Origin of the sequence: Nostoc sp. 'Peltigera membranacea cyanobiont' 210A (assembly GCF_002246015.1) — a bacterium.
Taxonomy (GTDB): domain Bacteria; phylum Cyanobacteriota; class Cyanobacteriia; order Cyanobacteriales; family Nostocaceae; genus Nostoc.
The window spans coordinates 169602-193295 of sequence record NZ_NOLJ01000001.1 but is presented as its reverse complement, the minus strand read 5'-3'; the positions used below and the strand labels follow the sequence as shown (position 1 = coordinate 193295).

At 37.7% G+C, this 23694-nt stretch carries 16 protein-coding genes; all 16 read right to left on the bottom strand.

Annotated elements, in window-relative coordinates:
• Positions 1-72: 72 nt before the first annotated feature.
• On the bottom strand, positions 73-324 hold the full coding sequence (locus CDG76_RS00845) for an acyl carrier protein (RefSeq protein WP_223265089.1): 252 nt from the start codon (positions 322-324) through the stop codon (positions 73-75).
• Positions 321-1862: a class I adenylate-forming enzyme family protein gene (locus tag CDG76_RS00840; protein WP_094347228.1), complete on the bottom strand. Its 1542-nt coding sequence runs from the start codon at positions 1860-1862 to the stop codon at positions 321-323. The genes CDG76_RS00845 and CDG76_RS00840 overlap by 4 nt, the downstream gene beginning before the upstream one ends.
• Before the next feature lie 57 nt (positions 1863-1919).
• Complete coding sequence (locus CDG76_RS00835) at positions 1920-2459, bottom strand: chorismate--pyruvate lyase family protein (RefSeq protein WP_094347227.1); 540 nt, start codon at positions 2457-2459, stop codon at positions 1920-1922.
• 72 nt (positions 2460-2531) lie between these two features.
• Entirely contained in the window at positions 2532-3581 is a 1050-nt protein-coding gene (locus tag CDG76_RS00830) for a methyltransferase (RefSeq protein WP_094347226.1), read from the bottom strand.
• An 822-nt stretch (positions 3582-4403) separates the two neighbouring features.
• On the bottom strand, positions 4404-6398 hold the full coding sequence (locus CDG76_RS00825; RefSeq protein WP_094347225.1) for an ABC transporter ATP-binding protein/permease: 1995 nt from the start codon (positions 6396-6398) through the stop codon (positions 4404-4406).
• A 230-nt stretch (positions 6399-6628) separates the two neighbouring features.
• The gene (locus tag CDG76_RS00820) at positions 6629-8020 is read right to left on the bottom strand and encodes an MFS transporter (protein WP_094347224.1); all 1392 of its coding nucleotides are present in this window, start codon (positions 8018-8020) and stop codon (positions 6629-6631) included.
• A gap of 116 nt (positions 8021-8136) precedes the next feature.
• Entirely contained in the window at positions 8137-12912 is a 4776-nt protein-coding gene (locus tag CDG76_RS00815) for a non-ribosomal peptide synthetase (RefSeq protein WP_094347223.1), read from the bottom strand.
• 204 nt (positions 12913-13116) lie between these two features.
• The gene (locus CDG76_RS00810) at positions 13117-14091 is read right to left on the bottom strand and encodes a hypothetical protein (RefSeq protein ID WP_143853999.1); all 975 of its coding nucleotides are present in this window, start codon (positions 14089-14091) and stop codon (positions 13117-13119) included.
• Positions 14092-14157: 66 nt separating this feature from the next.
• The gene (locus CDG76_RS00805) at positions 14158-15696 is read right to left on the bottom strand and encodes an MBOAT family O-acyltransferase (RefSeq protein ID WP_094347221.1); all 1539 of its coding nucleotides are present in this window, start codon (positions 15694-15696) and stop codon (positions 14158-14160) included.
• Positions 15697-15741: 45 nt separating this feature from the next.
• Positions 15742-16881, bottom strand: coding sequence for a hypothetical protein (locus tag CDG76_RS00800; protein ID WP_094347220.1), 1140 nt, complete (start codon positions 16879-16881; stop codon positions 15742-15744).
• A 9-nt stretch (positions 16882-16890) separates the two neighbouring features.
• Positions 16891-17385 carry a GtrA family protein gene (locus CDG76_RS00795; RefSeq protein WP_094347219.1) on the bottom strand — a complete coding sequence of 165 codons (495 nt, stop codon included), beginning with the start codon at positions 17383-17385 and terminating at the stop codon, positions 16891-16893.
• A gap of 53 nt (positions 17386-17438) precedes the next feature.
• Positions 17439-19082 carry a glycosyltransferase family 39 protein gene (locus tag CDG76_RS00790; RefSeq protein ID WP_094347218.1) on the bottom strand — a complete coding sequence of 548 codons (1644 nt, stop codon included), beginning with the start codon at positions 19080-19082 and terminating at the stop codon, positions 17439-17441.
• Between the two features lie 21 nt (positions 19083-19103).
• Positions 19104-20039 (bottom strand): isopenicillin N synthase family dioxygenase, encoded by a 936-nt coding sequence (locus tag CDG76_RS00785; RefSeq protein ID WP_094347217.1) that lies wholly within the window; start codon positions 20037-20039, stop codon positions 19104-19106.
• A 16-nt stretch (positions 20040-20055) separates the two neighbouring features.
• Entirely contained in the window at positions 20056-21870 is a 1815-nt protein-coding gene (locus tag CDG76_RS00780; RefSeq protein WP_190240718.1) for an ABC transporter substrate-binding protein, read from the bottom strand.
• Positions 21871-21892: 22 nt separating this feature from the next.
• On the bottom strand, positions 21893-23059 hold the full coding sequence (locus CDG76_RS00775; RefSeq protein WP_094347898.1) for an aldo/keto reductase: 1167 nt from the start codon (positions 23057-23059) through the stop codon (positions 21893-21895).
• 29 nt (positions 23060-23088) lie between these two features.
• Positions 23089-23664: an adenylyl-sulfate kinase gene (cysC, locus tag CDG76_RS00770; protein WP_094347216.1), complete on the bottom strand. Its 576-nt coding sequence runs from the start codon at positions 23662-23664 to the stop codon at positions 23089-23091.
• Positions 23665-23694: the final 30 nt, after the last annotated feature.

The window sequence follows — 23694 nt, the reverse complement described above, 5'->3', positions numbered from 1 at the left end:
CTTTTTGCTTCAGGTTTTTAGGGATACACTAGAGTATTTAGTTTTGCGAAAAAAGCCCATTTCCAAAAATTATCAGCATTGCTTTTTATCGATCAGTTTCACAATAGTTGCTACGCTTTGAAAGTTTTCTGCATTAATCTCATTAACTGCAAATTTAATAGTAAAATTATTTTGTAATTTAAGTATAAGTGACATAGCATTGACAGAATCTAGACCCATGCTAAAAAGATTACTAGACTCTGATAAATCTTCACTATTAATATTTGGCAAAACGTTTAAAACTACATTTCTAGTTTCTTGCTTAATTAAATCAAGATTTTTCATAATTTTATAGTTTCTGATAAATTATCAATTAAGTTTTTTCTTAATACTTTACCTAATGGACTTTTGGAAATCTCGTCACAAAATTCGATAATTTTTGGAATTTTAAAATCAGCTAACTTGCCCCTACAGTAAGATAGAATATCTTTTTCGTCACAAATCTCTCGGTTTTGAGGTACAATAACTGCTTTAATAATTTCTCCCGCATACAAGCTTTTGATGCCAACAACAACGGCTTCTTTAACTTGACTATGGGTTATCAGGATGTTTTCTATTTCTAATGGATCGACTTTGTGACCTCCTGTATCAATGAAGATTTGCTTTCTACCAGTAATATAAACACGTCCGACTTCATCCTTCTTGCCTAAATCACCAGTGAAAAACCAACCATCTTTAAATGTCTGTTGATTTATTTCTGGTTTATTACAATATCCTTTAGTCACTGCTTTACTTTTGATGACTATTTCTCCAATACTTCCAGATGGAAGTTCTTTTTCTGTATCATCAATAATTTTAATCTCGATATTTTTTAAAGGTAAACCTACAGAATCATAAGTGTTATTTATATCTCGATCGAGATTAATCGCTATAGAACCAGCTTCTGTACTACCATAAAGTTGTCTTACAGGAATGCCAAATCTCTGAAGAAATTTATCAAAAATTTCTTTTGATAAAAAGTTACCTGCTGAAAAGCATAGTTTCAGCGTAGAAAAATCAACTTGAGTATCATCTGGTGTTTCTGCTAAAGTGTTCAAAATATAAGGAACAGCAGGTAAAATAGTAATTTTTTCTTTTTCTATTAGTTCTAATACCCTTGAGCGTCTAAAAGCAAATGGCACTTCAATGGGTTTTCCTTCATGCAAAACTTGTTCTAAAATTACCAGAGTTGCGCCATTATATATAGCAGCTAACAAGCAATTTTCTAATCCATGTGCGTGATACAGTGGCACTATACATAAAATATTATCTATTGCAGATATATTAGCTGTCTCACTCAAGTTTGTAATTTCGTGAGATAGATTATCTTGGCTTCTACAAACTCTTTTAGGTTTACCTGTAGAACCAGAGGAATATAGATAAAGCACATCACCTTTAAAAATAGAAGTGCTTTCTGTAATTCTTGAGTTATCTACTTCTTTGGTAAGCGAACGAGTAGAATCAATAACTATTAATTCTATTTTTTTGCCTATTTTTGAAATAATTTTGCGAATATTTTCTGATTCATGACTATTGGTAATAATTGCTTTAGTATTACTATCTATAATGTAGTAGCTAATTTCTTCTTGTTTGAGAAGAGGGTTGATTGGCAAAACTATAGCATTTAGTTTGGCAGTAGCGTAAAAGGCGATCGCAAATTCTGGACTGTTAGGCAAAATTAACGCTATGCAGTCACCTTGGACAATACCGATTGTACTTAAATGGTTATTTAAATGTGTAATATTAGCATAAAGTTCTTGATAGCTAATTCTCAACTTATCATAGGCGATCGCAGTTTTATCAGGATGTTCCTTGACAATCTCTAGTAGTCTATTTTCTAACATTATTCCCTCAATAATTAAAACTATATTGACTTAAGAAAATCGCTATTTTTTTAAATATTAAACCCGTTTAATGAAATAGCTTTTAGGAAACTTTTCTGTAATCATTATTACTGGTTTTTTATTAGAAAAAACTCGATATGTCCGAGAAAGTATTTTGTCTTTTCTCGCTATATTAAAATAATCAGATAAGTCCTCAGATGTTTCTATTGCTGAATCGATTATTTCTTTAAATATCTCAAGTTTATGCTCTAACCAGAGCCTACCCATTGGTTCTTGAGATTCCATTAGTTTGGAATTCAGCGTGTTATCTAGTCTTTCAGGTACAATTATGGATTCAGCGTAAATAAAATTATTTAGACTAATTTTACCTTGTAATAATATTTTTCTTTCAATTACTTGGACACCAATATCTAAATCTAGGGCTGGAATAGATTTAGTAATTCTAACTACTTTTTCTGATAATTTGACTAACTGGATTTTTTCTAACAAATAAGCTTCTAGTATTTGTGTCAATGTGCCGTCAGTTGTTAGTAAAATTCTTTGAAATGGACTTAAGTTAAGTAGTTCAAGATGTTTAGATGTTAATGTTTCCTGCATTTCTACCTGAAGTTATATATAGTTTTTGTGACTTTTGTGTAAACCAGAATCCATGTAATAGCTATAAATGACTTACAGGCGAATAGCCTCAATTACGCTGACTGGAGGCGCTACTGGATGAATTTTTGTGATTGAAAAGCCTGCTGTTTCTAATAAAGCTTCATACTCAGCTTCAGTCCGTTCACGGCCTCCATAATTCAAAAGCATCTGCAAGTCGAGGAGTTTACCATAGAATGGTTCGTTGCCTGGAGGTATAACCATTTCGACTAGCAGCAGCTTACCGTCAGGCTGCATCGCTTGGTAGCAATTTTTCAGAATGGCGATCGCTCTTTCATCATCCCAATCGTGAATAATATACCGAAGCAAGTAAGCGTCTCCACTTGGGGGTACTGACTCAAAGAAGTTCCCGCCAATTAGTTGACAACGATCTTGCAATCCAAAGTCTGCAATCAGAGGCTTGGCATCTGCAACTACATGGGGTAGATCAAATAAAATCCCCTGCATTGTCGAATTCGTCTTGAGAATTGAGGCAATCAAAGTACCGCGTCCACCTGCAACCTCAACTAAATTGTGGATGGAGGAAAAGTCATAACCTGCTGCAATCAGCGCATCTTGTTTATCAGAAAAACTACTAATGGCTTGGTTGTAGATTTTAGCAGCAGAGGCATCAGTAGCTAAATAATCAAATATCTCCATCCCGAAGATATTTTTGAATACAGGTTTTCCGGTTTTGACACTTTCAAGTAGATGTCCCCAAGGTTGCCATTCCCAAGCTTGACCAGACTTGATAGCATAAGCACGTAGCGAGTCAGGGCGATCGCTTTGCAGACATTGGGCAAGCGGTGTCAATTCAAAGTAGCCTAAACTTAAACTACCTTCAGCAAATATACCAACACTGGCAAGGGCGCGTAATAGTCGGTAGAGCGATCGCACATCTACACCAGCTATTGTTGCTAATTCAGCATAACTTTTAGAACCATCTTTGAGTAAATCAGCAATACCCAGTTGAGCCGCTACATAAATAGCTTGCGTAATCCAAGAACCTACGATCATTCGCTGTAACTCTTGGGTAGGCTGCATCTGATTTTTATCTATAGGATGTTGTACTTGAGTTTGAAACATAGACACTTAATGAAAAAATTAATTTCTGAGAAAGTTGATTTAGTTTTTGTCCCAACGCTGCGATCGCAGCATAACTAACTCTTGATATGACTGATGACTTTACTCTTTTTTGATAAAGACTAATTTATCGTTGAAACAAATTTGCTTGCTTTAAATTAATATGCTGATAATTTCAATTAAATAATAATCTCAGCTTCTTCAAGAAAATGCAATAGCATTGAGAACAATTAATTGTCCAATTAATTGGACAATTAAGAAAGTTAAGAAAGTTAAGAAAGTTAAGAAATCAATCACCAAAAATTAATGTTATTTGCAAAGATTTAAAGCATAGTAATTATATAAATAAATTTAAGTAAATACTTAGATAAAATGTTGCACAAAAAACCTTAGAGGGTCAGGGTAAGAGCATCTCAATTAAACTTGACACAAGGAATCGGAAGAATATAATATGTTGTCGATGAAACAAGAACTGAGAACCCGAATTATATAATTATTATCCACAAGTTAGGTTTTTACTTAGATAGGATAAGGGCTTAAGATTCTTTTTCGCAGATGTCTAATGAGGAGTCTCAATGGGAGCAACGGGATTTTCTGAAGTCAGGCAAAAAATGAGCGATGCCTACGGTGGTCACTGAGCGCAGCCGTACCACTTGCCTACGGCACGCTCCGCGAACGTGGAAGCAAGCTACGCGCAGCGTCTGTCTACGACACGCTGCGCGAACGTAGAGAAGTGCAGGCTAGGCCTAGGCCTACGCTAAAATATATAGCTAAGTAAAAAGTTATCTTTTTAGGTGTTACCTAAACTCTAAAATTGTCAAACCGCTAAACTCTCAGCCATTTCAACACACTTGGGTTCTTGTCATAGCGGTACGTCAAACCGTCCTTAGTAGTAATAGAATCTCCTTTGCTTGCCTTACTTCTGATAGTGCTAATAGAATAATTAGTTAATTCAGTTATTTCCTTATGAGAAAGCATTTCACTTGTGATTGTTTCTGTCAATATTTGTGATTGATTTTGCGACTCATTATTAGGCGTGCTTTGAATATTTATCGTTTTTTGATTTCGATAATCCTGAACAGTCACAAGTTGCCAACTGGAATCTTGTGCAAGTTCTAAAACCCATTGATGATAATTAAAGAGACTTTCCCGATGTCCAACGCTGATAAAAGTTGTTTTTGTTTCTTGTAATTGTTGATATAAATTACCTTCGTTTTTCAAATCCAAAGCACTCGTTGCTTCATCTAAGATAGTGAAGCTCGGATGGGTAACTAACAATCGTGCAAAAGCAAGGCGTTGTTGTTCTCCCAAGGATAGGATATTCTCCCAAGGGACTTCTGCATCAAAGCCGCCAACTTTTTTCACCAAATTTTGCAGGTTAACTTCTTGCAAAACATCTTCGAGTTCTTGATTGCTGACTTGACGAGTTGTCTGCGGATAAAGTAGTTGTTCGCGTAAAGTTCCCAAAATAATATAGGGACGTTGAGGTAAAAACAAGACTTGTTCCAGAGGAGGTCGCAGCAGACGACCCGTTCCCGCATTCCACAAACCAGCGATCGCTCTCAACAGAGAACTTTTACCTCGCCCACTCGGCCCAACAATCAATAAGCCTTCTCCTGGTTGAACAGAAAGTGACAAATCTTCAACGATCACCTGCTCATAGTTTGGCGTTTGTAAGGTGACATTCTCGAAAGCTAAACGGTTTTCTTCTATTGTTTTAATAGTACTGACATTCTCTGGTTGTTTGGTAACTGCTTCTAACGCATCTGAAAACTCAGATAAACGCTCAACATAACTGGAAAATCGCCCAGAAGTCCCAAATTCTCTAATTAATGTTGCCATAGCTGAGGCAAATTGATTACAAGCTACACTGGCTTGGACAACTTCTCCGAAATCAGCTTGACCGCTCATATATAAAGGTGCGAGTACCAGATATGGGAATATTTGGATAGCAGACTTATATGCTCCGTCAAAAAGTTCTTGATTGTTCTCCCAATTAATCTTGCGTTCGACATTTCTCAGGAGATTAATAAATCTTCGTTGAATTATATTAGATTCTTGGTTTTCTCCCTGAAAAAAAGCTATCGATTCAGCATGATTACGAACATGACTCAGAGAATAACTGTATTCTGCTTTCAGTTCTAGTTCCTCTTGATTAATTTTATTCAGTTGTTGACCTAAGTAAATAGCAATCAAGTTACCTACGATTGTATAAACAACCAAAACAATTGCAATAAATTGGGAAATTGACCAAAGGATTACTAAAAAAGTAGTCATTTCCAGCACTTTTTCTAGGAAAATAGCTGAAAAACTCAAAGCATTACTGGTAATGGGTTCGATTTCTTGGGATATTCGTTGATCTGGGTTATCAACATCGGCTCTAAAGTTGATTTTATAATAGGCACGATTGCTCAAATATTTTGATAATATGTGATTATTTAACCATTTGTACCAATCAAGAGCGATTTTTTTTCTGACAAGTTTAGAAAATCCGTTTAAGAGTGTTATGCAGACAAGAGCAGCGCTGAAAACTACTATCGTATTAATAAAGTTAGGATAATCTTTCTCTTCAATGACATCGGTTATATAGCGAGTAACGAAGCTATTAAAGGCAGTTACGCCCACTAGCGCGATTATTAATAAAATCAGGAGAATCAACATCCCCCATATACGAATCACGTCTGGAAATACTCTTTCCCCGGACTCTGTTGGATACCAGTAAGGCTGAACGATCGCTCTGACATTCTCCCAAAACTTATTAGAAGCCGGAGGAGAAGGATCATTCTTTAAGGATTGACCGCGAGAAACTTTGGTTTGCATATTCTAAAATAAGCTGAACATCTTTTTTGATTGAATGACAGAAATACTAAGCGATGATAAAAACACAGGATTTAATGTAGAGCATAAATGCTGAATCTAGATATCAAAATTTTCCAATTTATAGACTAAATTAACAATTACCTATTTTGAAAAATCGAGAATTCCGAAAATAAAATAATAATTGCAAATTAGTAGAGCTTTTAATCAACCACCACTATGCAACGCCAAAATTAGGATATCAAAGAAACTGCGTCATTCTTACTAGAAGCTGTATCAGCAGCCATTGCAACTGCATTACTAACATTAGGCAGTTCATCTTCCACAAACCGTAGGCGAGGGTACAAGTAGGCAATAGAGGTTTCTAAAATGGTCAAGACTCCCATAATCATCAGTAGAAGTCCCATCCCACGACCTGACCCAACACCGATTATTTGTCCGATGCTTTCTGCTAAAGAACCGTTAGTAGCCATTAAGGGTTCAAAAACCTTCTCGGCTAAAGGGCCAATCGTGATGTAGCCTAAAGGGAAAGCGGCTGCTTCAATCGCTCCTTTGATCGCAAAAACTCTACCTTGTACACTAGGTTCTACTTTATTTTGCATGACAGCTTGTGTGGAACTGGAAACGATCGGTTGTGTTAGGAAAAATAAGAAGATACCAACAGTGAAGATGACAAGGGAGGCTTGCAAACCGGCGACGAAAATAAATACGCCACTCAAAAGCATACACCCGTATATGGCATATATGTTGCGTTCTAGTCCTCCCCAGATGCTGACGAGCAAGCCACCTGCCAAAATCGCAATGCCAAATAGCGAAAGAATAGTTCCCAAAAAGCTTACTGAAACGAAATTTAACACTAGCGGGATAGTGATGACATTAATACCTCCCACAAGATAAAAACTAGAGGCTGAGAATAACACTAATCCCAGCAGTCCTGGTCGAGCGATCAAATATGTAAATCCGTAAGTTGCTTCACTCATAAATGAACTTTTTGCAGTTGCAACAGCACTCGTGCTGACTTCCGGGAACCGAACCAGCATCAGGGAGACAACAGCAATAAATACAGCCGTTACGTGAAACAAAATAATCCCTTGCAAATGGACAATGCTTAGTAGAACACCTCCAAGAGTTGGTGCAACGATTAGGGAAATGCCAAACATCAGACTCATTAGCCCGTTGGCACGATTGAGGTGTTGTTTCGGCACTAGTAAGACTGTTGATGCCGTATAAGCAGGTGTGTGAAAAGCCATAAAAACAGCAGTGAAGGTATTGGCTAGGTAAATGTGCCAGACTTCCAACCGACCGATGACAAATAAAACGCCGATCGCGATCGTTCCCAAACACGCCAAGACATCAGCGATAATCATTGTCTTTCGACGATCCCACTTATCTACCAGAGGCCCAGCGATCGGGGAAATTAAGATTAGCGGTAGAGTATTGAACAGAGAGACTAAAGCAAACTGGGTAACTGATCCGGTGCGATTATAAACCCAGATATCTAAGGCAAAGGCAGTGGTACTCGAACCAATCAAGGCGATCAACTGTCCTACCCAAACAATGATAAACAGCCGCATTTCCCGTAAGACAGTTAGTCTTGTTTTTTCCATAATTTGTATGTCTGACATAATAATTTACTCTCCAAATCTGACCTCTGTATCTTTGTGGTTCAAAAGCGAATTTTATAACCACAAAAACAATCTCAATTTACATTAGTAGTAATGAGTAACGACCAATGACTAAATTAGCGGGCGGCTATTCCTCCCGCACCTTGCAAGGATGGAATTTCCATCGATTTCTTTTGATAATTATGGCGCTGAAATAGCAAGGAAAGGTCAGTCAGACGACATTCGGGATTAGTAATTAGAAGCTCAAGCAACACTAGAAACTGAGTTACCGCACGGCTAATAGTAGTAGCATCAAACAAATTTATTTTGTAGCACCATTTCCCTTCAATACTTCCTAATGTTGTTTGTTGAAGATAAATATCCCAATCAAACTCCGCTGTTTTACTTTCAACTGACCAGGGATGAACAGTTAAATTTGTCAGTTTTAAATCTGATGGAGGCAAGAAATTAAACATCACTTGATAAAGCAAAGAATGGCTTGGTTCTCGTTTTGGCTGTAGTGCTTCTACTAACTTCACGAAGGGAATTTGTTGTCGATCGGAGGCTGCTAAAAAACATCCACGCACCTGATACAGCAACTCTCTCAGACTTGGATCGCCCCCCAAGTATGTACGTATTGGTAATGTGTTAATGAAGCATCCAATAAGTTCTTTTGTTTCCAATTGCTGGCGATTGGCAAAGGGAGTACCCACAATAATATCTGACTGTCCGGTGTAATAAAATAGCACTATTTTAAAGGCTGTTAGCAGAGTCACGAATAGAGTTACATTGTGCTGTTGGCTCAGATGTTTAAGAGCATTTGTTAGGCTCTTAGGGATGATGAAAGTTTGACTTGCACCTTGAAAAGTTCGTACTGGTAAGCGCGGACGGTCAGTAGGTAACTGTAGTAAAAGTGTGCTATTTCCTAGTTGCTGCTTCCAGTAGTTAAGGTCAGACTCGAAAGCAGAACGAGCAACCCACTGCTGTTGCCAATGGGCAAAGTCAGCATATTGGATGGGTAAATCGGGAAGCGGTGAAGGCTGACCATGACAAAATGCTGCGTATAATTTTGTTAGCTCCTGTAAAAACACACCCACAGACCAACCATCACAAACCAGATGATGGATAGTTATTATTAGTAAATGCTCGGCATCAGAGAGCCGTAGCAGCTTGATGCGTAACAAAGGCTCTTGTTCTAGATCGAAAGGCTGGTTTTTTTCCTCAGTGATAAATTTTTGAGCCAGAGCCTTTCGCTCAGTTTTAGATTCAGAAAGTTTTCGCAAATCTACCGCCGAAAATGGCAATATAGGCTGTTGAGCAATTTTCTGAACCACTTGCTTATCGGCGATGGGCTTCTCTACGAGAGGCTTGTCTGCGACACGCTGCGCGAACGCCAACGCCCCGCTGGAAGCGATCGCAAAAGTAGTTCGCAAAGCTTCGTGACGACGGACAATTTCCACGAGGCTTTGTGCTAAAGCAGTGACGTTGAGTAAACCTGTCAAGCGATAAGCCAGTGGAATATTATAGACAGGAATGCCAGGATTTAATTGAGCTAATATCCAAAACTCAAGCTGAGTCAAAGAGATTGGCAACTCTTTTGTATTTCGAGGCACTGGTTTGAGAGATGGAGTCAAGTCATTTTTACAAGAGGGCAGAGAGGCACAGGGGGATGAAAAAGAATGATTATTTCTCCCCTGCTCCCCTGCTCCCCTGCTCCCCTGCTCCCCTGCCTCTTTTTGGCGGTATTCTGCAATTTGCCGATCTAGCTCGACTACTGTCGGGTAATCAAACAGACAGCTTATAGGTAACTCCACTTTGAAGGTTTCTCGCAACTGAGCAATAACTTGCATTGCTGATAGGGAATGCCCTCCTAATGCAAAGAAGTTGTCGTGGATACCAACTTTTTCTAGTCCTAAAACATCACTCCAGATTGCTGTCAAAACCTCTTCACTTGCAGTACGGGGTGGAATCAAGTCTGTAGCGATGTTACGTGTTTCCCGACTCAAAGGTGCTGGTAAAGCACGGCGTTCTATTTTACCACTGGGGGTTAGAGGTAGAGCATCCAGCAACTTTACAAAAGCAGAAGGTAGCATATATTCGGGTAGCTTTTGTTTGAGGTAACAAAGCAGTTCGCTGGTGTCTAAGTGTTGTTTGGGGACAATGTAGGCGACTAAACGCTTGTTTCCTGGTTCATCTTCTCTTGCGATAACTACTGCTTCTTTTACCTGCGGGTGTGCGGCGAGTACGGTTTCAATTTCTCCCAGTTCAATGCGAAAACCCCGCACCTTCACTTGATTGTCAATTCGACCGAGAAATTCGATATTGCCATCAGCTAAATATCGAGCGCGATCGCCTGTCTTATACAAACGACTCCCGTCTTTCGCAAACGGGTTAGGAATGAATTTTTCAGCAGTCAATTCCGGGGAATTAATATAACTTCTAGCGATCGCAACACCGCCGATATACAGTTCTCCAGCAATTCCAATTGGTAATGGTTGCAGATGGCGGTCAAGGATGTAGATTTGCGTATTTGCGATCGCCCGACCAATAGGCGGAAGTGGCGACCAACTGCTTGCCACATCTTGTAATGTAAAACTTGTTACCACATGGCTCTCCGTCGGCCCATACTGATTTTGTAGCGTACAACCAGAAAGCTCCTTAAAAAAGTTGACTAAAACAGGGGTAATGTGTAACTGTTCTCCTGCTGTCATAATCTGACGCACAGATGCAGGATAGGATTTAGAAATAGAAGCAGCATGGGCTAATTGCTGAAGGGCGACAAAGGGCAAAAATAGTCTTTCCACCTTTTCTTGGGCAATTAACTGTAATAATGCGAACCCATCTTTCTGTATTTCTTCAGCGATCAAAACTAGAGTTCCGCCGTTACACCAGGTAGAGAATATTTCTTGAAAAGAGACATCGAAACTGATAGAAGCAAATTGCAAAGTTTTGGCACAACTTAAAGCACTTTCGTCCATTTGCCAATATAAAAGGTTCACCAGAGAACGGTGACTCATGGCTACACCTTTGGGTTTGCCTGTTGAGCCAGAAGTATACATGACATAAGCCAAGTTCTCTGATATCACTCCACTAACAGGATTTCCCTGACTGTTTTGGCAGAAATCCGATGTATCTAAGCAAACTACTGTTAATGGTTGCCCAGATAAAGTAATTGATGAATCTGTCAGCAATACCGACGCTTGAGAATCACTCAACATATAAGTCAAGCGTTCTTGGGGCGATCGCGGATCTAAAGGTACATAAGCACCACCAGCTTTGAGGATTGCCAAAAGTCCTATTACCATCGGTAAAGAACGCTCAACGCAAATCCCTACCCGCACTTCTGGTTTTACCCCAAGTTTTTGGAGATGGTGCGCTAACTTGTTAGCCTGACAATTTAACTGCTGGTAAGTCAGTTGTTGGGATTGGAATGACACTGCTACTGCATCCGGTGTCCGTTCCACCTGTTCTTCAAACAACTGAGCGATACATTTGTGGGGATAGTCTCTTTGGGTATCATTCCATACTAAGATTTGGCGTTGCTCAGTGGCAGTTAGCATGGATATCTCTGCTACTGTCTGCTCGATGTTAGCGATCATACCCTCTAACAAAGTTACAAGATGCCCCATCATCCGGTTAATTGTTTCCCCATCAAAGCGGCTACCATCATAAAGAATACGTAGGGATAACTCTTGTCCTGGTACAGCGATGACTGTGAGCGGATAATTGGTTTGTTCAATGACTCGCCGTTTAGTAATCTGGATGCTGCCACCTGGATTTGATAAAGACGTATCGTGTGGGTAGTTCTCAAACACCACAATGCTTTCAAACAGGCGTAATCCTGGGGGAATTTCACTAATAGCCTGAATTTCTATTAAGGGACACCAAGAATACTGCGATCGCTCCACCTGTTGAGCCTGCAATTTCCTCAGCCATTGCCATAAAGGAGTTGCTGTTGGTACTTTCACCCTGACTGGTAGAGTATTAATGAATAGTCCCACCATAGATTCCACCCCCGATAAAGTGGGAGGACGACCGGACACAGTTGCTCCAAATACTACCTCAGACTCATCGATGTAGCGACTGAGTAAAAGCGCCCAAGCAGCTTGGACAAAAGTTGAAAGTGTCAAATGATACTGCTGTGCCTGGGACTGTAAAGCAGCAGTTATAGTTGCCGATAAACAGCAGTGCTGCTCGTGATAGGTTTTTGGTTGTTGTAAATTGTGCGCCTCACCCCGATCCTCACCCCGATCTAGTAGCAAACAGGTAGGGCTAGTAAAGCCATGAAGTTGTTGTCGCCAAAAAGTTTCTGCTGCTCTTAAATCTTGTTGCTGTAGCCAATTTATGTAATATCGGTAAGGACGGGGAGTATTTAAATATAAATATTTGCCTTTAAGTAAGGCACTGTAAAATGCAAAGACTTCTTTGCAGAGAATTGGCCAACTCCAACCATCAATCAGCAAGTGATGAAAGCTCCAGACAAATTCGTAAGTATCATCAGCGATTTGAATTAAGGTGAAGCGCATCAGTGGAGCTTTGTCAAAAACAAAGCCTTGGACTCGATCTGCTTGTAAGAAAGCTTCTAGCCGCTCTTGTTGTTCTGTTGCAGATAAGGAACGCCAATCATAGTTCTGCCAAGGTAACTCTACTTGCTTACATACTACCTGAAGAGGCTTTTCCTGCTTTTCCCAAACAACAAGGGTACGCAAAACTGGGTGACGCTTCATTACTCGCATACAGGCCTGCTGAAGCACTGTAATATCTAGATTTCCAGAGAGCGTTAAACAGAACTGCTCAAGATATACTCCTGATTCTGGCTCATACAGAGTATGAAAAAGCATACCCTGCTGCATAGGAGAAAGAGGGTAAATAGATTCAATATTTTTATTTTTAATTATTTGCAGCTTGTTCATATAGGACTAGTATTTGATTTTTTAAAAGCTAGGTACACCTCTTTCTCCATTTTTTTTGTTCCCCGGATAAGATTTTCCTCCCTACGCTACAGTCATCAAATCAGATTTATATAACTCAATACCGTTCAGTTAAGCTTTTTTCTCCCCCCTGTTTCCCCTGCCTTAACAGATAAATTTACTTAACTGAATCATATTGTTATATAACTAGGAATAATCGCTAAATAATATTCCATCTTTTTGACCTAAATACTTGTTGGCAACCTGACTATTTAATTCTTTAAATTGTCTCATAAAATCTTGCTTTTCTTCCGATGATAGAAGCACATTATCAACTAAAAAGTTGGGTAGTTTTGATACTATTCCACTTATTATTTTGTTATTGGATAAGAAATTCAAAAAATCTTGATATTTTGACCAGTAGTTATCATCTAGTTTTAGAAGTCTCGCTAAAATTGTTTCATTAAACTTATTTATAAGCAAAAGCATTTTGATACTTTTGCCTGAAGGAGACACATTTATTTTTGCAGCATAATCAATTTTATAATCCCTTTTATTGTCGAATTGATTAATTACTCCTAAGAAATCATCAAAAACATGATTTTTCATATTTGACTTTTCAAAACGTCGAACAATAATATTTTCATATCCAAATATATCTGCCCAATTATCTAGTATTTGATAATAATTAAATATGTACTGGTATTGATTAAACAACTCTTTAATTCCCACGCTACATGCTCCTAGTTTAACCATGTAACAGTAAGAGGATTCTAAAAACTCATCTTGCTTTCTTAGATAGATAACTATCTTGATTTCATATTCTTTTAAGAAATTTTTTATTTTTGCAAGTGTTTCCGGTTGATAAAAGATTTCAAAAGAAGTAAAAGCTTCTGCGGAAATTATCACATTTTTAGGATTTATAGAGTCTATTTCTCTTTTCATTTCTTCCCAAACTTTAAATTGTGAAAGTGCATTATCCTTGTTTTCAAAACCCATTAAATAATGGGCTAAAGTATTATGACAGTAACGGTTTACTATTTCTTTTGCGTTGTATTTTATACCACAATTAGGATACAAATAACCGTTTTCTAAAAGTTTCTCCCTGTTATTAAATAATGCTTTTTGTAGGCAAGTCGTTCCAGTCTTGGGCATTCCAATATGTAAGTAAATTGTTGTCATATCTCTCTAATTGATGGTGGTAATTTAAAAGGTATTGGTATTCTTTTTGCAACAAGCGATCGCACGCTAAAACTGAAAGTAAACAAAAGGTTGAGGATTAATTGCCGTCAGCCGAAATATTGTTGAAACCAATACCCCAAAGCAAACAGCAAAACTCCAACTAGGAATTTTACGCCACCAATCGGCAAACCAACCCTTATAAGCCGCCCAGTGGAGGATAATTAAAGGTACAAAAATCCACGCAATTTGGAGATTTAGGTTTTCATAACCAAGAGAATTAAGGAATAAAAAGGATTTTTCTATTTGTACAGCACTGCTGAGATCGTTACTCCGAAAGAAGATGGCAGAAGCACAAAACCAATACAATGTTAGGGGGATACCTAGCATCTTTCTCAGTGGTACTAATTCCTTATAGGGAGCGATCCGAGATGACCATTGCTTGTGAACAACTAAGGCGATTCCATTTAATCCACCCCAAACTACAAAATGCCAAGCAGCCCCATGCCAGAGTCCTGATAAAAGCATCAAAGTGAGAAGATTTCTATAGCCAAAAAGTTCTGTGCGTTCAGCTTTTGGTCGCTTTCTCATTAAAGGAATATAAACATAGTCTCGCAACCAACTGTAGAGAGTTATGTGCCAACGTTGCCACAAATCAGTAATATTACCGGAAAGGTAGGGAAAATTAAAGTTCAGAGGTAGTTTGTATCCAAGTAAACCGGCTGAAGCGATCGCCATATCAGAATAACCAGAAAAATCGCAGTATATCTGTATGACAAAAGAAATAACAGCAATCCAACAACTTAAGAAAGTATAATTTTCTGGATTCGTGAAATACTGTTCTACTAAAGGCGAAAGATTATCCGAAATGCAGGCTTTCTTGAAATACCCTACGAAAAAAAGCATTAAACATCCTCGAAAATCAACCTCGCTTAAGTTTTTTGGGGTTAGCAGTTGAGGTAAAAAGGTAGATGCACGGACAATTGGGCCTGCAACCAGTTGGGGGAAAAAAGTTACAAATAGAGAAAAATCCCAAAAATTTCTAATAGGTTTAAGTTTACCGAGATAGGCATCAAGGGAATAACTCAGAGTTTGAAACGTGTAAAAACTAATGCCTGCTGGCAGAATAATTTTAAGAGTTGTAAGGCTTATAGGTAAACCCAAAAAAGCTAATAAGTTTGCAGCAGACTCAGTGAAGAAGTTATAGTACTTAAAAAACCCTAGTATTCCTAGATTTGCTACTAAACTAAGTACCAACCATGCTTGGCGCTGCTGCTGATTGATTGGCTTATTCAGTAAAGCATCCCAATTTCCAAAACTTGTAGCTTTTCTCTCCTCTACTATATCGCTTGTTGAGATTGCTGGTTCTGATACGGAGCGTTCGCTTTGCAAATCACTAACCTGTGGTCTAGACAGCATTAAACCGACAAAGTAATCAATAACTGTCGATAGTAAGAGCAAAAAAAGGAAGCGCCAATCCCAAGCACTATAGAATATATAGCTACAGACTAGCAGCCACAACTTCCGATGATTGTGTTTCTCCAAAGCCCAATAAATGCAGAAGACAATCAGGAAGAAAAATATAAATCTAAATTCTGTGAATACCATATTTATTTATATTTAATTAGTGATTAGGTAATAAAATCTGGGTATTCAAAGCTTACCATTGATAAGTTTTTCTCTAGAATTATTCAAATACTGGGAAAATTGTGATGCCAGTAAAACTGTGAATTCTTCAGCGCCCTGATTATTTAGATGTGCGCTATCAATTCTGCGATCGAGTTCATATAAATTAGTAAAATCATTAGGATTATTAAAAGCAAATAAAGTATCGATATATCCTGATTTGTATGCTCTGTAAATAGCGAATGGGTTGGAATCAGCTTCTAGAATTGGAGGAATAAAAAATATAGCTTCCATTTTCTTGTTATTAATTTGCTGCTGTTGTTCAATCCGGGAAACAATATTTTTCATCATTTTCGCTCCATATATTGTGGATGGCTCGTTAAATGCATTTTCTGAATTTAAATTTGCTAATTTTGTTTGTTCATTTTTGAGATTTTTTTGATAAGTATCCAAACCATTTCCTCTAAATATAGTCTTCCACTTCTCAGCTTTTTCTTGCCAATCTATTGCGTAATATCCCGATTCTTGTATGAGCCTATCCTCAGATACTTTTGCTAATGGATCTGAATTTGATAGATCCAAATTTAATATTGCTTCCTGCCACAAAGTAGAAAGCTGACCAATCCCTAGCCATCGGTAGATAAAGCTTTGAAAGTTAGCGTATATATATGGAACTTTTACTTTCCAGTTATCGATTGATGATTCCAAAATTAATTGGAAATTTTCTAACGTTTTACGAGGAGTATGCCAGTATATTTCTTGAGCGGAAGTAGAGCCAATGTTTGTAAATAGGTCAACTGAACAATCTAGAAATATCCACTTTAAGTTTGCTGGTTCTAAAGCCAGAATTTTTTGTAAATAAAAATCTAGTTCTGATACATTTGCACCTGCAATACCAAAGTTGAAAGATTTTACACTCTTCCCCTCTGTTGTCATGTATTTATCAAACAATTTCGGTATCACCCCAAAATAAGTAGTACTTGGCCCCAAAAAAATAGCGTCATAATCATCTTTGTGTTCAGTCAAATATTGCCATTTAACACTGATTTCACCAAGATTTTGGATAGTCTTGTAATAGGGTAAAATTACATTCAACAATCCAGAAGAAAAAATTATAGTAATTATAAAAATTAAACTATAACCAAACATAACTAGTGGTTTTAACATGATTTTTTCTTAAATATCTACAACTACATCTACTTCTGTCTTGGTTAATTGCCAGTTCATCTTCAGATTGAGCCAGAAATTCCAAAGTGTTACACAAGCGATCGCTACCAATTTAGCTATGTATTCATTCACTTGAAATTGATAAAATAGCCAATTTACAATTAGGCTATTGAAAATAAGTCCAACCAAACAAATGAGATTAAACTTGACGAAACGTTGTAATTTTTGACTATTTTTTTGCTGAAAACACACATCACCAAACGTCCATAAATCATTCCACAGAAAATTATTAATAATTGCTATTTCTGTGGAAAGCATTGCACTAAGAGTTAACGCCAGACATAATGAGCTATGTAAAAAATAGAATGCCCCCAAGTCTACAAATACTCCACTAAAACCAACTACAGCAAAGCGAATAAACCGACTAAAAAGCGCCGAATGAAGATAAAAGTAGATTTTATCTCTCAGATAAATAATATTAAAATAGTCAAGATATTGCTTCATTCAGTTTCTACTCTCTTAATGTTTTTTATTGAGACTGCTACAATCAGTAATCTTCACGTTTTCTGATTTTTATCGAGTTGCCAAAATCCTTCAAGTGGGTAGACTAATTTAAGTGAGTTAGTTTTATCTTGCTGGAGTTGATGAGCTAAACTATTCTCCAGGTCGTCAACAAAGAAGATAGATTTATAGTCTTGAGGCATTATTGGTAACTGGTCATTTTGTATGGTAAGTAAGCGAAATTTTGGCTCTAAATTATGACTTAAGGTGAGAATAACTCCCAAGTTATAATCATTTTTGCTACTTACCAATAAAATATTATTATTAGATTGATTAATAAGTTGACTCATTGCTAGCAAATTCTTAGCACCTATTTGTGGCCACCAAGTTTCAGACTGAAAAAATCTGACATCAGAAACTAGCCCAGAGATGAGTAACCCTACCACAATGACTTGCCAAAAGTTTTTCTGCCAGTTCTTCGCCAAGAAAACATGGAAAGCTAAAATATACACTACAGCAATTTGAATGCTGAGGTATAACGGTAACTGATAGCGAAAATGAATAGAGCGAATTCCCCCAAAAATTAGGTCGTAGAAAAGCAATGTTAACCCTGGAAATCCCCCTAATAAAGCAATAAATAAACTAGCGTTAGTTGAGAGAGATTTTATAAAAAAAATGAATATATAAATAATTAAAAATAAACTAGCTATTATCGTAGGAATACTATAAGATAAAGGGCTTTCCGCAGGTAAATTCTTGACCCAAGCATCATCAGAAGCCAAATTAAAATCAAAAAATATTCTGCTAATGCGACTGAGCCAAATTCCAATCAGGTCAAAAGGGCTATCTGTTTTAAATGTTATCCATGACAAAAGATTTGTTGCTGTGTCAGCTTTAGTAATAAGCACCGTTAGCCAGGGTAAAAACATTAAGCAAGCTGCTATTGAACTCAGTAAATAATTACGCAGGGTTTTGTCAAAGCGAAACTTTTGCCTAATAACTACATAAATACCATGAGCGATCGCAACCATTACTGTTAATAAATGGGTGTAAAATCCCAAGGATAGGGTGAGAGCATACACAGCCCAGGTAAAGAAAGTTTCTCGGCGAATGGCTCGCAACAAAGCAGCACTTGATACTAGGATCATCACCATCCACAGACCATATTCTCGTGCATCTTGGGCAAAGAAAACCTGCAAGGGAGAAATCCCCATCACAGCCATTGCCACCCACCCTACTAGTGGTGATTCAAATAACTCTAAACACAACCAATACACACTAGGAAATATCAACAGACTGATTACTGCTGATAAACTCCTGACTCCTGCCGGAAAATCCCCAAAGACTTGCGCCCACAATCTCACCATTACATAATACAAAGGTGGATGTTGCGGGTCTGAAGTTATTAAGTAGCGAACTGTATCAGCCACAGATCGATCTGGATTAATGTGTTGATATTTGTCTAAAGTTATGGCAGGAATTATGCCTTGATTATTGCCCCAATTGCTAAAAACCTCTTGTTTAACCTCAGCTAGCGTATGACCAGATATTGCCAGCGATGTAGCAATTTCATCGTACCAATACACTTTTTGTCCTAAATGGGTAAAGCGAAAGAAAATACCTAACCCAATCAGGCTAATTACCAGAATTTTTAACCAAGTTGGAGGATTTAATTTTGCTAGCAATTGTATTTTGTCCATTTATTGAATCTAAATTAGTAGCTATCCTTTTGGCTGCTTGAAATATTCCTGGGCAAGAATTGGGGGATACTTAGGAACTTCATCTACATCTAAACAACTCTTAATGGAGTTAATTGGAGCATCGTAATTAGGGCCTGTAAAAAAGGCGCATGAGTACCTTTGTTTAGCACTGTGAGATTGAGTTGGAACTATAACTCGATGTCGTGTAGCGCAAAATTTATCGTTTGTCCATCGCTGCATTAAATCTGCAACCAATACTATAATTGCATCAGAAATGAAGGGCGCTACAACCCATTCTCCAGCATTTGTATATACTTCTAAACCTTCTGAATCTTGAAATAAAAATGTGAGAGTACCTATGTCGGTATGTTCTGCCAGATAAACTTTCCCTAGTTCTGGAGGCTGATATATAGATGGATAGTGATGCAAAACTATGCCGTGATTCTGCTCTGAATATAAATTTGTAAAGTAATCTTCTGGAATTCTTAGGGAAATAGCCAAAGCTTGGAATACTTTTAGGGCGCTTTCGTGACAACCCGTGAAAAATTCCATCATTACTTCATGAAACTGAGTCGGATTTTTAGGCCATTTATTCGGTTCAAAAAAAGGATCTTCAATCGCACCAATTTCATCGGGAGTAATTTCTTTCCCAAAATGAAATCCTTCAGTCATTAGCTCATTCGCATTATGTTTATCTTCACTCTTTTTAAAATTATGATATCCGCGAAGATTCCGGTCTGGAAAGAAGGATACTTGCTCTTTTTCATGCTCCGGTAGTGCAAAAAAGCACTCGGTTTGTGAAAAGACTTGAGCGATTAGAGTCTGAGGAATACCATAATTTTTGAGGTAGAAACATCCGACCTCATGAATAGCAAGAGAAATTTGTGTAGCAACAGCTTCTTTTGCGGTTGAGTCACCTATAAGAAAAGAATTGAAATCAATGATAGGAATTTGCATACAAACGATATCCTCTTTAGTTAATATCAGTCAGTTTCAGGTCATAAGTGTTCCAAAATGTTCCTATTAGGGCAGAGTGTTCAATACCTTGGATACGATTTCGTACTGCCACCATTGATAAAGGGTTAACTAGATAAATAAATGGCAGATACTCCTGAGTAATTTGTTGAGTTTCTACATACATAGCTTTACGCTTTGATTCATCCACCTCAGAGGCTGCCTGAATGTATAAATTACCAATTTTTCGTTCCCAATCTGCAACCTGTCGCCCTATTATCGGCGTTTGTCCTGCTTGAGATTCTTGATTAAAAAAGTGCCAACCAGCTTCAGGCAACCAAACATTAGCCCAATCATTCGGTTCTTGACCGACAGCAACCTCAAGTAATTGACACTCCCAATCGAAAGTTTGAGTCAATTTATTGATGAAAATGCTAGCAGCTACGGGATTAAAATCAACAGTTATGCCAAGGTTACTCAAATTTTGTTTTATATGTACTCCCATCGCCTGCAATGCATTATTGGTACTATTCGTCATTAGGCTAAAGCGGACAATATTTCCTTGTTCGTCTAATAGCTGACCCTGATTGTTGTATTTAAAGCCTGCTTTTAGAAGTAATTTTTTCGCTTTTTGAAGATTGTATTCATAGACAGTTTGGACAGGAGAATAATACTTGCTCTGTACAGCAATCGGCGAATTTTGCAGTTTACCCAATCCCTTATAGATATTGTTGAGTATTTGTTGGCGATCAATTCCATAGGCAACTGCTTGTCTAAATTCCACTGTATTGAACCAACGAGATTTTATGGGATCGACCAGTGGTTGACCATTCCTACTACCTTTATTGAGATTAAAAGTAATAGCAGTTGACCCGACAAAAAGTCCGCCATTGTAGACAGTAAACTTCCCTTTGCTTTCTTCATGTTTTAATAATGAAAAATAATCAGTATTGACATTAATGTAATCTAATCCTCCAGAACGAAATTGGATTAAAGAAGTATCTTGATTAGGAATAATTTGCCCAATCACACGCTCAATATAGGGTTGTGAATTGCCTTTAATATCTTTACGCCAGTAATAAGGATTTTTGCGGAAAATTATTCGCTGGCTCGGAGTATAAGATTCTATTGTATAAGGGCCGTTGACAATAATATTTTCTGGTGGAGTATCAGTCCCCCAAGTAGACATAAATTTAGGTATGCCTTCCTGGTTTTTTGTTTTGACGCTTTCCCGAAAAATATGGGCTGGTAAAATTTCTAATTTTGTAGCCCGAATAAATGGAGCAAATGGTTCAGGTAATGTAAATTCAACTCGCAAATTATCAAGTTTTCGCACAGTAGGGAAGGTACGATTTTTACCAATTATGAAAAAGTCTTTAGCGTAAGTAGGAATGTCTGGATGGCGGTAAATTTCATTGTAGGTAAAAACGACATCTTCAGCCGTTAATGGTTTTCCATCTGACCATTTTAGCCCTTTTCTGAGGGTATAAATTACTTGTTTATTGTCTTGGGAAGTTTGCCACGATTTAGCTAGATTAGGTTCAATTTCTCCACGAGCATTTTCTTTAACTAGCCCTTCATAAGTATAATTTAAAATATAAGCCGATTCTACAATTAAAGCTGGATTGAAAGTTGTGGGTTCAGTTGGGAAAGGGACAATAATTTCAGATATTGATGTTGCTTGGATTTTTAAGGTAATTTGATGATAGATAATTATGGCGTAGGCGAAGCCCGTCGTAGACATCGCAGTTATCAAAGCCAGCAAAATTACTAGCCAACGATGACGAATTAAAGTAGAATTTTTATTGTTTCTTGATAACTTATAATGCGACATGGTGAAACTACTCCGCAATTTATTATTGACTAGGTTGAGATAACAACCTATGGGCATCTTCTAATAAAGCTGGTATTTTTTCAGCATGGGGGCTATGACGCAGACAATCGCCCAGATCAAATTGTCTCACTCGTTCTGCTGTGAAACCAGGGAACCAAGGATCGGCAGTATTTAAGTGGTTGTAACGCCTTTTGGCATATTCAAACATATCAAAAGCGATCGCTAAATTTCGCAACCATAAAATAACTGGAATATTAATCTCACCAGGAGTTTCTTTATAAGTGGGTAAACCAATATGCCAGGTACGATACCAGTCTTTTCCGAGTGTAGCGATCGCTGCTTTTTCCAAACGGTTTAAAATTGGCGGTAAAATTTCATCCGCTTGCTCTAAAAGCTCTATAACCTTCAAGTGTTCATCAAAATCTGATGGTTTAGATGCGCCCAAGCTGAGAGTATGTACTTGAGGATGGCTCAAACAAAACAGATCGTTAAACACCATCGGGCTAAAAGGATGACACAAGTCTAATAACTTTTGTGGAGGGTTATAAAGCATACCACCTTTATCTGATGGGCTAATGATAAATACACCCATGTCATGATGTTTGGCGGCTTCAATGGCGGGCCAGTTGAATTGATTAATGTAGTACCAGTGGAGATTTACATAATCAAATTGATTGGTTTCAATGGTTTTGATAATTAAGTCCGTTGGGGCGTGGGTAGAAAAGCCAATGAACTTTACCTTACCTTCAGCTTGCAATTGTCGCGCTACATCAAAACAACCATTGGGACGAATACTATCTTCAAATTGTTGGTCATAATTAATGCCATGCAGTGTTAATAAATCAATGTAATCTAGCTTTAATAAACGCAAAGATTTCTCACATAAATGGCGGAAGTCTTCAGAGTCAGATGTAGGAGTAATTTTAGTCTGGGCAATAATTTTTTCTCTAGGCAATTTAGGTAAAATAGCTCCTAATTGCATCTCAGAAGTCCCATACATTCGGGCAGTTTCGATGTGATTGATGCCAACTTCTAAAGAACGGCGAATAGTGGCTTCTAGATTCTGTTGATTTTCATCGGGAATTTTTTCTTGAGTCAGTTCCTCATACTCAGTATAGACATAGCGCATTCCACCGCAGGAGAACACTGGCATTGGCAATTCTGTACGCCCAAATCTACGATATTGCATCATAAATGTGTTTTGATTAGAGCGATTCATTATATCCGCGAGTAATTGTGCAATTGTGGCAATAATAGAGGATTGATGTACCCTAACTCTTCTAACTTATTTAAAATTTTATTTGCACTTTCGGCAATACTTTCTTGATCAGTTTTGCATTCAACATCAGGTTTAAGAGGTATTTCGTATAAATCATCAATTCCAGTGAAATTTGTGATTTCACCAAGTCTGGCTTTTTTGTACAAACCTTTAACATCTCGCTGTTCGCAAACTTCTAGTGGTGCATTGACGTATACTTCAATAAAATCTCCAATGTGTGCTTTTAATTCTTCTCGAATTACTCGATAGGGTGAGATAACCGAAACCAGTACAATGATATTATTTCTAGTTAGCAGGTGAGCTACAAAACCAATTCTCCGAATATTCTCGTTTCGATCCTCCTTGCTGAAAGTTAGCCCCTTACTTAAATTTTGGCGTACTACATCGCCATCAAGTACTTCAATTTTATATTCATGCGATCGCAATTTTGTATCCAAAAATCGGCAGATAGTGGTTTTACCAGCACCACTCAAACCAGTTAACCATATTGTTACACCACGCTGTTTTTCTACCACCACTTTACCTCTATAATTTTATTAAACTAC